General features: G+C 58.7%; 10 protein-coding genes and 1 pseudogene. 1 reads left to right on the top strand and 10 read right to left on the bottom strand.

Annotation, left to right across the window (positions count from 1 at the left end):
• Positions 1 to 131: 131 nt before the first annotated feature.
• From B7L15_RS03755 to B7L15_RS03710, 10 genes and pseudogenes are all read right to left on the bottom strand, one after another.
• Positions 132 to 611 (bottom strand): C40 family peptidase, encoded by a 480-nt coding sequence (locus B7L15_RS03755; protein ID WP_085917679.1) that lies wholly within the window; start codon positions 609 to 611, stop codon positions 132 to 134.
• Between the two features lie 67 nt (positions 612 to 678).
• A complete protein-coding gene (phnE, locus tag B7L15_RS03750; protein WP_085917678.1) occupies positions 679 to 1,494 on the bottom strand; it encodes a phosphonate ABC transporter, permease protein PhnE in 816 nt (271 codons plus the stop codon).
• Positions 1,495 to 1,540: 46 nt separating this feature from the next.
• Positions 1,541 to 2,374 carry a phosphonate ABC transporter, permease protein PhnE gene (gene phnE / locus B7L15_RS03745; RefSeq protein WP_085917677.1) on the bottom strand — a complete coding sequence of 278 codons (834 nt, stop codon included), beginning with the start codon at positions 2,372 to 2,374 and terminating at the stop codon, positions 1,541 to 1,543.
• Positions 2,371 to 3,213 (bottom strand): phosphonate ABC transporter ATP-binding protein, encoded by an 843-nt coding sequence (gene phnC, locus B7L15_RS03740; RefSeq protein ID WP_085917676.1) that lies wholly within the window; start codon positions 3,211 to 3,213, stop codon positions 2,371 to 2,373. The genes phnE (B7L15_RS03745) and phnC overlap by 4 nt, the downstream gene beginning before the upstream one ends.
• Before the next feature lie 75 nt (positions 3,214 to 3,288).
• Positions 3,289 to 4,254 (bottom strand): phosphate/phosphite/phosphonate ABC transporter substrate-binding protein, encoded by a 966-nt coding sequence (gene phnD / locus B7L15_RS03735; protein ID WP_085917675.1) that lies wholly within the window; start codon positions 4,252 to 4,254, stop codon positions 3,289 to 3,291.
• A 110-nt stretch (positions 4,255 to 4,364) separates the two neighbouring features.
• Positions 4,365 to 6,122: a bifunctional diguanylate cyclase/phosphodiesterase gene (locus B7L15_RS03730; protein ID WP_085917674.1), complete on the bottom strand. Its 1,758-nt coding sequence runs from the start codon at positions 6,120 to 6,122 to the stop codon at positions 4,365 to 4,367.
• A 105-nt stretch (positions 6,123 to 6,227) separates the two neighbouring features.
• Positions 6,228 to 8,156 (bottom strand): hypothetical protein, encoded by a 1,929-nt coding sequence (locus B7L15_RS03725; protein ID WP_085917673.1) that lies wholly within the window; start codon positions 8,154 to 8,156, stop codon positions 6,228 to 6,230.
• 38 nt (positions 8,157 to 8,194) lie between these two features.
• Positions 8,195 to 9,574, bottom strand: coding sequence for a sensor histidine kinase (locus B7L15_RS03720; protein ID WP_085917672.1), 1,380 nt, complete (start codon positions 9,572 to 9,574; stop codon positions 8,195 to 8,197).
• A pseudogene (locus B7L15_RS03715) lies at positions 9,571 to 10,246 on the bottom strand (response regulator transcription factor). The gene B7L15_RS03720 and the pseudogene B7L15_RS03715 overlap by 4 nt, the downstream one beginning before the upstream one ends.
• Before the next feature lie 23 nt (positions 10,247 to 10,269).
• Entirely contained in the window at positions 10,270 to 10,650 is a 381-nt protein-coding gene (locus tag B7L15_RS03710) for a PepSY domain-containing protein (protein WP_139839341.1), read from the bottom strand.
• A gap of 138 nt (positions 10,651 to 10,788) precedes the next feature.
• Between B7L15_RS03710 and B7L15_RS03705 the strand changes: the two genes are divergently transcribed.
• Positions 10,789 to 11,265: a PepSY domain-containing protein gene (locus tag B7L15_RS03705; RefSeq protein ID WP_085917671.1), complete on the top strand. Its 477-nt coding sequence runs from the start codon at positions 10,789 to 10,791 to the stop codon at positions 11,263 to 11,265.
• Positions 11,266 to 11,327: the final 62 nt, after the last annotated feature.

The following is an 11,327-nucleotide window of genomic DNA, read 5'->3' as shown; positions in this document are numbered from 1 at the left end:
AAGCTTAATGCTTATGGGTTAGGTAGGTGGGTAAATCGGGCGGTATTATAGGCCGTTGGAAGGCGCGACAATTGACCCAGGTCATAAAAATCGGGGAATCGTTGGACTCGCTTGACAATCTCGGGGAGGGCTCAGGGCGCAGGACTGGCGGCGCCCAAAAAGCGCTGCTGCCAGTAGTCGATATCCAGCGGCACACTCACCACTTCACGGCCGCTGCCGGGGGCGTGAATCATCTGCCCCTGCCCGCGGTAAATGCCCACGTGAGTGGCTTTCTGGCGTGAACCAAAAAACAGCAGATCACCCGGGCGCGGAGCATTCGCCGTTGGCAGTTGGCGAAACTGCTGGTCGGCGGTACGAGGCACACGGATCCCCGCCGCTTGATAGACCATCTCGACCAGTCCGGAGCAGTCCAGACCGTCGGGCGAGTTACCGCCAAAGCGGTAGGGAGTGCCCAGCGCTTGCTGGGCATGGGAAAGAATCAACGCACGCTCCATGGACAAGCCCTCAGCCTCGTCAAGGCGTTCATTCAGGTCTGTCTTGTGACTGGCGCAGCCTGACACCATCATGAGGATTAACAAACCTACAATAGGCAAGCTGCGCGCGAAGGGCATGGAGGCATCTCTACTTTGACCGGTTAGTCTATAGCATGGCGCAAAGATCGAGACGCTGCCAAATCGATTAGATAATCGCGTGGCGTACCCGGGCGGATATCCACTCCGACACCAGTACGGTGGCAAAGATCATGACGAAAATCACGCTGACCTGATCCCAGGCAAGGCTGTTGATCGAAGCGTTCAACTGCAAACCGATACCGCCCGCCCCCACCAGGCCCAGCACAGTCGATTCGCGGATATTGATATCCCAACGGTAAACGCTGATACCGGCAAATGCTGGCATGACCTGGGGCAACACACCATAGTTCATTACCTGCATACGGCTCGCACCGGTCGCGCTGATCGCCTCGACCGGCGTGGGATGAATCTCTTCGATGGATTCGTAGAGCAGCTTACCCACAAAGCCGATGGAACGCAGAGCGATGGCAATAATCCCTGCCAGCACGCCGGGACCCAGGATGGTGACCAGCAACATTGCCCAGATCAGCGAGTTGATCGAGCGTGACGACACAATCACCACCAACGCGGCGCTGCGTATAAGCGGATGCGGTGTCGTATTGCGAGCCGCCAGAAACGCTACTGGAAAGGCCATGACAATGCCCAGCGCCGTGCCCAGGGTGGCAATGTTCAGGGTGTCCCACATGGGCTTCCATAGCACATTGGCATAGCCCCACTCGGGTGGGGTCATGCGGCTGATCAGATCGGCTCCCTGGCGGCCAGCGTCGTCGACGAACACCCACATGGTATTGTCGGAAATCAGCTTCCAGCAGAGCAGAAACAGGCTGACCCCTGCCAGCCAGGCCAGGTACTGGAGCCATTGCGCGCGGGTCGTACGCCGCCGCCAGACCGACTGACCCTGAGATGAGGTGGAAACGGGCATTCAACTACTCCACAAAGTATCGATTCAGAAAAGACTAATTCAGGGGTTACTGGGTCCAGCGACGGACATGACTCGAGGCGTACTCGCACAGCAATACGATGGCGATGATGATCAGCAGGATCGCCGCTGAGGTATCGTATTCGTAGCGGCTCAGCGAGGTGTTCAAGGTGGCGCCGATACCGCCTGCCCCGACAATCCCGATTACCGAAGATTCGCGGAAGTTGATATCCAGGCGGTACATGGAAAGCCCGATCAAACGCGGCATGACCTGGGGTTGAATCGCGTGATTCATGGTTTGCCACCAGCTGGCACCCGTGGCGCGCACTGCCTCAACCTGACGCCAGTCCAGGTCCTCGATGTCTTCGGCCAGCAGCTTGGCCATGAAACCAATCGTCGCAAACGCCAGGGTGATCATGCCGGCAAAAGGCCCAAAGCCGAACATCACCACGAACAGGATGGCGATGATGACCTCCTGAAAAGTGCGCGACACCGCAATGATCGCCCGGCAGACTGTGTAAATCGGCAATGGCGCAATATTGCGCGCGCCCCCCAACCCGACGGGTATCGCCAGCAGCACCCCAATCACCGTGGAGGTCAGCGTCATGGTCAAGCTTTCCAGCAAACCCGCAACGATATCGTCGTAACGGCTGACAAAATCGGGCTGCATAAACGCGCCCAGAAAATTCACCGCACGGCCCGCCCCCTCAGCCACGCGCTCCCAGTCCACCTCTACCGAGGCGAGCGCCAACACAAGATACACCCCCACTCCGAGGACAATGCCCCAGCGCAATCGCGGGCTTGCGATCAGTGGAAGCCGGCGCCACTCGCCGCGGTGTGCCGCTTGCTGGCGCGCCGTCAACATCTCGGCCTGCTCGCTCATCGTGCGCCTCCGACGGCCATTGCGGGGGCCGCGCTGTACGAGGCTGTATCGCGCGGGTCATCGCTAACCTCGTCATCCATTGGTTCGGGCGTGGTATCCCAGTCCTCCTCGCCGTAGATCGTAGTGAGAATCTCGCTGGTGAGCTCACTGGGGTCACCGTCAAAGACGATTTCCCCCGCCCGCAGTCCGACGATGCGGTCGGCAAACTGCTTCGCCAGCGCCACATCATGGATATTGATAATCGCCGCCAGGTCACGCTCGGCACACAGCTCACGAATCAAGCGCATGATTTGGCGAGAGGTTTTCGGGTCAAGGCTGGCGGTGGGTTCATCGACCAACAGCAGCTTGGGGCTCTGCAACAGGGCCCGGGCGATCCCCACACGCTGACGCTGACCGCCCGATAGCGCATCGGCACGCTTATCGATGGCGTGCGTCAAGCCAACCCGCTCCAACAGCCGAAACGCTTCCACGACCGCTTCCTGAGGGTAGCGGCGCAGAAAGCTGCGCCAGAAACCCACGTAACCCAACTGACCTGAGAGCACGTTTTCCATCACGGTGAGTCGATCAACCAGGGCATACTCCTGGAAAATCATGCCCATGGAACGCCGCGCATGGCGCAGCTTGTGGCCGGAAAGCTTGGTAATTTCGGTATTTTCCAGGCGAATGCTGCCCTGGGTAGGCTCAACCAGCCGGTTAACACAGCGAATCAGGGTGCTTTTACCGGCGCCGGATGGCCCGATCAGCGCCATCACCTGTCCCTTGGGCAGGGTTAACTCTATATTGGCCAGCGCCCGATCGCCGGTGGGGTAGCGCTTGGCTACGCCGCTTAGTGTCAACATTTTCCACCTCAAACATATAAAGAAACGGCCAGAAAGGGGAGCCTTCCTGGCCGGTTAACAACGTCCACCTGGCGATCAGTCGCAGTCGTAGGTCACCCCATTGGCATCAGCGATGGTGCGAATCACTTCCCAGTTATCCTGATAGGTAATGGGGATAAACTGGGCTTCGCCGGAGTTGGAGAATTCTTCCTCCAGGGCGGTGCCTTCCCAGTCATAGCTGAAGAAGGCGTCCTGAATGTCCTGCGCCAGTTCGGGTGCCAGGTTATGGGCCGTACCGTAGGCAGTGGTCGGGAACGTTTGCGAGGTATAAATGACATCGTAATCACCTTCTTCCACGACGCCACGCGACAGCATCCGACGCGCTACCGAGTTGGCGATGGCCGCGGCCTCATAGTCTTCGTTGACCACGCCTAGAACAGAGTTGTCATGTGAACCCGAGAACGCTGTCTCAAAATCTTCTCCCGCTTCCATGCCGTATTCGGAACGCAGTAGCGCTGAAGGCGCACGGAAGCCCGAGTTGGACGTCTCGGAGGTGAATGCCAGTTGGCGGCCCTGCAAATCTTCAACGGACTCAATACCGCTACCCGGGTAGGTGATAATTTCCATTTCATAGCCAAAGCTGCCGTCCTCGGCGGCCATCATGGCAAACGGACGGAAACCACCGCAGTTGACCGCTACTGGCACACCACCCGTATTAAAACCGGCGACGTGCAAACGGCCCGCACGCATGGCTTCCTGCTGGGCAGCGTTGGACTGTACCGGGAAGAACTGCACCTCTTTACCTGTGGCGTCACTCAAATGATCCAGGAAGTCAGACCAGACATCGGCATAGACAGCGGGATCTTCGACCGGCGTATAGGCAAACACCAGCGTGTCCGGGTCTACCCACTGGGCGTCATCGCTGGGGACATCTGCCATCAGATCGCCGTCCGCATCCTGATAGCGGCTGGAAAGATCGGCCTGAACCGCCACGGCTGAAAAGGCAAAGGCACTGGCAACGGCGGCGCTAATGAGGGTACGAGGAAGAGATAACGTCTGCATGGATCACCTGATGCGTTGTTAGAAGACACAACGATACTGACGCGCTCAGATGACAGGGGCGGGACATTCAGATGACCCATTGGTGACGTTTTGACGACCGTAATATGTCATTACGCTTTCAAGCTGGCAACGTTGCGGCTACGTCGCTCGACAAACAGGCTGTTGCCAGGAATTTTTTTGGCCTGTTGCTTTAACTCCGAGAGTTCGGCAGCGACATCCAGGGCCTTACAGTCGGCGACGGGTGGAATCGGCTTGACGGCAATCGAGACGCTGACAAACGGAAAGAAGCTGATTGTCCCCTGCCGGTTTTCGATGTGGATTCCGCCACGCTTGCGGTCGTCCTCTTCATAAAATCCCGGCGCCATCAGCTCCATATGATGCAGGATCTGCTGGCAGGCTTTTTCCCAATGCGCCAACGGCAGTAGCAGCATGAAATCATCCCCGCCGATATGGCCGATGAAGCCACCGACGCTATCGGCCTGAGCCTCCAGCAGCCGGGATAACGCAATGATCATGTGATCGCCCCGGGCATAGCCGTAGGCGTCGTTAAAAGCCTTGAAATTATCCAGGTCGACGTAAGCAGCGGCCACCCCCTCACCGGCATTCAGGTAGCGGCCAAGGGTTTCATTGATCAGGATATTGCCCGGCAACCCGGTAAGCGGGTTGGCATGGCGCGCCTGGCGAACCTGGATGGCAGTAATTTCACGCAGCAAGTCGACAATATTGCCCATGCCCAGGTAGTGGCTATTTTCATCGACAATCACAAAGTCTTCCTGCTCGATATCGCGGCTATCCGTCAGTTGCTGACTCAATATATCCAGCGGGGTACTGGCATTAGTGATCAATGACTTGGTATCGGCGACATCCAGCACGCACCGCTTGGCATAAAGCGCATGGCTGTAGGGGTTGGTAAACAAGGTGAGAAACGCATTACGGCGCACCACGGCCACTGGCCTGCCGTCATCGACCACCGCTACGCAGCGAAGACTCGACTGCTGTCGAAAGCGCTCGGCCAGCGTAAGAACAGCACAGCTAGGGGTGACCGCTTCAATCGCCTGACAGATCGAACGGGCCGTTCGTCCCGCCGGGTTTGCCAGCGGTTTAGCGGCAGGCAGCCGCATATGCAGCTGAAGCGGAGGCTCCGCGCTGGGTCTGGCAAAATAAAACCCTTGCAGCAAGGCCAGGCCACGATCGAGCTCCCACAGGCACAGGTGCTCAGCGGCGGTTTCAACGCCCTCCGCTATCAATTGGCAGTCCAGACTACGCGCAACATCCAGAATAGAGCGTAGAAACTCGCGCTTGGCGGGCTCCTGATCGATGCCCGAAATAAAGTGGCGATCCAGTTTGACGAAGTCCGGGCGCAGTTCCGACCAGTGGCGCAGGCTTGAGTGGCCCGCGCCGAGATCATCCAAGGCCACTTGAAAGCCCATGTCGCGATAGTGATCCACTGCCTGGCGCATCAACTGGTAATCATGAATGGGCACGTGCTCGGTGAGTTCGATCACTACGCGCTCTGGAGGAAGGCCGCTTTCGCGAATAAAGCCTAGCGTCAATCCTTCGCGAAAATCACGTTCCAGGATGGTGAGCGGCATGACGTTCAGAAATAGTAGACTAGGCAGCTCGAGTTCGGCAAAGCGTCGTATGGCCAAGCGACGGCAAAGCAGGTCCAACTCAACCAGCAGCCCTGCCTGAGTGGCGACTTCAAACAACCGCAGCGGCGAATAAAGCGGAGAAGAGCGAGGCCCACGAACCAGTGCCTCGTACCCATAGATGGCTTGCTGGCTGGCATCCACAATGGGCTGAAAAAGGACCTGCAAGTCTTCTGTATGAATGATGCGATTGAGCCATTGCGCTTCTTGTGCGGTCATTGCCTGTTCGTCACATTAAATAACAATCGGATATCCCTAGCGTTTTTATCCATGAGATAAGCTTGGGCCAATACCGTGACGAAATGATGACAGACGCTATAACTCCTAACGCGCCGGTATATCGGGCGGTGGAAAACAGGCTTCTCCTCCGCTGGCGTCCAACTGGCGAATGTCGACCGGGCAGCCGTGTTCGTCGAGGGTCACTAGCCCGATACCGCTGGCGTTCCAGAGGCGTTCACCAGCACTTGCACGGTCGGGATCACGGGGGTGAACACTCAGCTTGCGGCGCTTGGTAAACCAGTTGAGCGGTGACCAGGGGGCATACAGCCAGCGATTGAGCCGGTCAAAGGTGTCCAACAGCGAATCGGGAAAGGTATTTTTGACCCCGCTGGAGGTGATCTGCCATAGCCTGGGCGCATGCTTGCGGTGACGCACCACGATGTCGTAGGCAAAGGAGTAGTGCACATCGCCGGACAGGATCACGTAGTTGCCGGGCGTTTTGGAATGCTGCCAAATCTGCAATAGCACGTTCGCAGCCCCGCGATGCGCCATCCAGTTTTCGGCGTCGACCATCAGCGGTTTGCCAGCCAGGGTAAACAGCTTCTGGATACCTTCGATCAGCTTGACGCCAAACATCGGCGCGGGTGAAATGATCACTGCGCTGGGCGCCCCGATCAACGCCTGCTGCATTTCAATCAACGCCTCCCAGTCCATCAACCCGGAAGGACGCTGCGGGTGTCGCTCGTTACGCCAGCGGCGCGTACGGGTGTCCAGCACGATCAATGGCGGTTCGCCGGAGACCTGAAACGCCCACCCCTGAAACGCCAGCAGGCGGTCAATCAGGCCGTCTTGCGCCACGTTGGCGAGATAGCCGGTGCTGTCTACCGACTCGAGCATCGCCTTGGTCTCGTCAATCAGCGGGTTGAGCTTTTCAGGCGCGTTACCCCACCCCTGACAAAGCAGGTAAGCGATCAAGGCATTGCCGATAATCTGCTTCGAGAACGGGTGACCGTAGGCACTTTGCTCCCATTCAGCGGTCAGATTCCAGTCGTCGGTTACATCATGATCGTCGAAGATCATCAGACTGGGCAAATGCGCCATGGCGCGTGCACACTGAGGCAAACCCGCCACAAACGCCTCGATCACGGCCTGCTCCTGCTGATAAAGCGCGGCGTCCTTGTCACCCAGTGACGGCTGAGAGGGCGCAATAACCTGCCATGTCACGGGCGACCAAACCAGGCAATACATGGCCAACATTTCGCCCAGCGTCATCAGATGATTCTGCGCATTGGCCGAGGTAAAGACGGGCTTTTTCACGCCGCCAAAAAAGCGTTCGCGAAGCGCCACGTTGCTGGTGGTATCCGGTAGTAACTGGCTGCGCTGATAGTAGCTGTCGGGGGACGTATAGAGCGCCTGGCTGTCACTGATGGTCGCCCCTTCCAGATACTCATCGACCAACCCCAGGCGTTCCGTCAGGGCATGAATCGCGCGCAGCATCGGCCCTGCCACGTCATCCACATACACCTGATCGCCGGTCATCAGCAGCCAAGAAGGCCATTCGCCTGGCGTCGTCTGACGCTCGGCCAACCATTGGTCAGCACGCACCAGACCGTCGGCGCTATCATGGTGGGGCTTGCGGCAGGAGCCGTGCATCAAGCGATGATGGCGCGAGGCAATCACAAACCCCGGGTAGTCCTGGCCGTCGTAGCATAACCACGGCGCCCACTCAGGAAGTGACTGGTAACCACCATCGCGCTGCTGCACTTTCAGGTCATAGGCAATGCGCTCATCGCGGGGCAAGGGGCTCGCCAACGGCACGTCGATCAAATGGATAAACGCATGTTGCCCGACAGGCAGGCATTGCTGATAAGCCGCGAGCGGATACGTCTGTGCTCGCGGCCCGTCGGGATGCAGCACCAGGGACATGGTGAGCGGCCGTGACGTCAGGCACCACATCACCCACCGTGAAGGGGTGATGCGGCGCAGAATGGGGCCAACCAATACATCCGGGAGGACTGCCGCGTGGTGGTTCATTGATCGCTCCTTGCCTGTTCGGTGTTCGTGACGCGTTTTCAGCGCCTATCCGGGCGACGAATCACGACGACGGGTAGCGTGATGGTGACCGCCAACCCGCCCAAAGCGGCCCGCTCAAGTTGCATATCGCCACGATACAGAGCGACCAGATCAGCAACGATAGAAAGCCCCAAACCACTTCCCGAACGTTTCTCATCCAGCCGTTTGCCCCGCTGCAGCGCTGCCTGGCAATCAGCTGGGGACATTCCGGGGCCATCGTCGCTGACACACAGCTGGAGGTGTTCGCCGTGTGCCTCCAGGGTCAGAATAACCTCGCCCTTCGCCCAACGCAGAGCGTTATCCAGAATATTGCCGACAATCTCCTGGGCATCCTGGGCATCCATGTGCGCTTGCATATCGCGCGGCAGGGTATGCTCAAGGTGGATATCACGGCGCTGGGCCAGCCTTGCCAGTCCGTTTATCAGCGGCGCCAGGGCTTCATTGAGCGACACGGGCGCCACCCTGCCGCCCTCACCGGCCGCCGAGGCGCGTGCCAGATGGTGGCGCACGGCGCTGTCGATGCGCGTCAGCTCCGCTTCCCAGGCGCTCTGCTGCTCGGCCGGTGCCTGACGGGCCAGCAGACGCATCACACTGAGCGGCGTCTTCAGCGCGTGGGCCAGATTGCCAGCGGCATGGCGACCACGTTCTATCAAGCGTTGGTCACGGGCCAGTACGGCGTTCATGGTGGTGGCCAGGCCGGCCAACTCATCGGGCAGCCGGGTATCCAGTTGCTTGGCCTCGCCGTTTTCCACCTCGCGCAGGTTGGCTCGCATACGCCGCAACGGCGCCAACCCCCAGCGAATCTGTAACGCCAGCACCGTCAACAGCAGCGTGCCCAAGCCGACTAAACCGCCCCATAGCCACTGCTGAAACTGGTGCACATTGTCTATCAGCGCCTGGTCTTCAGCCGCAACGCTGATATGCAGCGGCTGATCCAGCGGTGCCAGCTGTATATCGCGCTCAACCAGGCGCAGCGAGCTTGCCCGGGGACCGTTCACGGTTCGGGCAATCAGCGTGTTGCCGTCATGGGTCGGCAGGCGCTGATCCCATAGCGAGCGCGAGGTGAGCGTGTGCTGCTGACCGTCGGTCATCTGCCAATACCAGCCGGAGTAAACCTGATCGAAACGCGGATCACCCAGATCGCGATCAAAGATCAGTCGCTGCTCGACACGGTCAAAGGCGACCCCGGCGATGACCACATTGAGCAAGGCTTCCAGGCGATCATCGAAGGCCTGCGTCGCCGACTCACGGTAGTGATGGGACAGCAAGAACCCCGCTAAAGGCAGCCCGACGATGACGATCACCAGGGTCGCCACTAATAGACGGCTGGCGATTGAGCGACGCGCAATGCGGCCCTGCCAATATGGCCAGGGCATCATCCCGCCGCCGGCTGCTCGGCCAACAGGCGGTAGCCCTGGCCGCGCTGGGTGACAATACGCCATGCGCCCAACTTGCGTCGTAATCGGCTGACCTGAACATCAATGACGTTGGAATCGGGTTCATGGTCACGGTCGTAGACGTGTTCGGACAGCTCGGTGCGGCTCACCACCCGGGGCGCAGCGTGCATCAAATAGCTCAACAGTCGCGTTTCCTGGGCGGTCAGCGATACGGGGCGGCCCGCTAGCGCCACGTGCTGGGTATGGGTATCCAGGCTTAACTCTCCCATCCTGAGCACCGGGTGCGCGTGCCCGTGGCTGCGACGAACCAGCGCACGCAGGCGAAACAGGACTTCAGCGGATTCAAACGGCTTGGTGACATAGTCGTCGGCGCCAGCGGAAAAACCGGCCGCTTTATCGGCCCAACGTTCACGCGCGGTTAAAATCAGTACCGGCAGATCAATGCCGTCTTCGCGCCATGCCGCCAGCCAACGGATGCCGTCACCGTCGGGCAGTCCAACGTCCAGAATCAAGCTGTCGTACGCTTCGGTGCGCACCAGAAAGTCGGCTTCCTGACCGTTGAACGCATGCTCTACCAGCCAGTCACCATCGCGTAATGCCTGGCCCAGTTCGCGGGCTAACGCCTGGTCATCCTCATACCAACAAACACTTCATCGGCTCACCACTGTTTCTGCCTTCTATTCCGTGCGGCGCATGTCGTTGATCCTGACGCCTTCCATCTCCATAAGCTGCCCGGTCTGACCATCAAATTCAAACTCTACCACCTGGTTTTGCGGACCCAGCAGCTTGATTTCATACTCGACGTAGCTACCTTCACGCTCGACCTCAACTTCCAGTACCTCGCCGATATAATGAGCCTCCAACCAATCGAGAATGGTTTCCAGAGATACCACCTCACCCTCGCTGACCTCCCCGTGAAGCGTCTCCCACGAGGAATCAGAAGACGCCTGCCCCGTGACCAGGCCAAGCACCATTATCCCCACCAGCATCATGCGGCGCAGTGCAGGCGGCGTATCACGGCATGGCCGCGTTGTCAGGAGGGAGGTCACATGTTTCATTGTCACACCATGCCAAAGTCAACATGAACGCTAGATGAACCGCTTTGTCAGCTTAAGGAAAGCATAGTGGGGGTATAACGTCACTGTCGCATTCGCCGAATGCCGTTTACCACCTCGAATGGAAAGAAGGAATTAACCATGAATACGATGAAAAAAATGCTGATCATCCCGGGCTCTGCGTTACTGCTTACAGCAGCGGTGGGCACAGCCCAGGCGGACTCTCTGGCGATGGACCGGATTGACGATGTGCTGACCCACGCCAATGATTATGGCTTTACGCATTTTGAAGAAGTCAGCATCAATAGTCGTGGCCGCGCAGAAGTCGAAGGCTGGCTCGACGATGAGTGGTACGCCGATGTCAGCTTTTCAATCGATGACGGCGAAACGCTGGAAGAAAAACGCGAACGGCTAATTACCGGTGCCTGGGGCATGAGCGAAGACGATATTCGCCAGGCGCTGAACGTCGCCAGCCAGGAAGGTATGGTCGAGTTTGAAGACATGGATATCGACGAAAGCGGCGTTATCGAGATTGAAGGGCGCGATGAAAACGGTCGTGAACTGGAAATCAGCGTGCGCCAGGGTTCCTACGATATCACCCAGATGGACCGCGACTGATCGTTAACTGTGTCGCTTCACGGGCTTCCAGTGGGGAGCCCGTTTGCGTTCTAGGCCCCTGC

The organism is Halomonas sp. CSM-2 (genome assembly GCF_002119345.1).
Classification (GTDB): domain Bacteria; phylum Pseudomonadota; class Gammaproteobacteria; order Pseudomonadales; family Halomonadaceae; genus Vreelandella; species Vreelandella janggokensis.
Note: the sequence above shows the minus strand (reverse complement) of the source record. Positions and strands in the feature narration are given on the sequence as shown.

Bases quoted from the DNA above. Each gene is read 5' to 3' on its own strand.
- B7L15_RS03755 (WP_085917679.1), bottom strand. From the start codon at position 611: ATGCCCTTCGCGCGCAGCTTGCCTATTGTAGGTTTGTTAATCCTCATG.
- phnE (WP_085917678.1), bottom strand. From the start codon at position 1,494: ATGCCCGTTTCCACCTCATCTCAGGGTCAGTCGGTCTGGCGGCGGCGT.
- phnE (WP_085917677.1), bottom strand. From the start codon at position 2,374: ATGAGCGAGCAGGCCGAGATGTTGACGGCGCGCCAGCAAGCGGCACAC.
- phnC (WP_085917676.1), bottom strand. From the start codon at position 3,213: ATGTTGACACTAAGCGGCGTAGCCAAGCGCTACCCCACCGGCGATCGG.
- phnD (WP_085917675.1), bottom strand. From the start codon at position 4,254: ATGCAGACGTTATCTCTTCCTCGTACCCTCATTAGCGCCGCCGTTGCC.
- B7L15_RS03730 (WP_085917674.1), bottom strand. From the start codon at position 6,122: ATGACCGCACAAGAAGCGCAATGGCTCAATCGCATCATTCATACAGAA.
- B7L15_RS03725 (WP_085917673.1), bottom strand. From the start codon at position 8,156: ATGAACCACCACGCGGCAGTCCTCCCGGATGTATTGGTTGGCCCCATT.
- B7L15_RS03720 (WP_085917672.1), bottom strand. From the start codon at position 9,574: ATGATGCCCTGGCCATATTGGCAGGGCCGCATTGCGCGTCGCTCAATC.
- B7L15_RS03710 (WP_139839341.1), bottom strand. From the start codon at position 10,650: ATGAAACATGTGACCTCCCTCCTGACAACGCGGCCATGCCGTGATACG.
- B7L15_RS03705 (WP_085917671.1), top strand. From the start codon at position 10,789: ATGAATACGATGAAAAAAATGCTGATCATCCCGGGCTCTGCGTTACTG.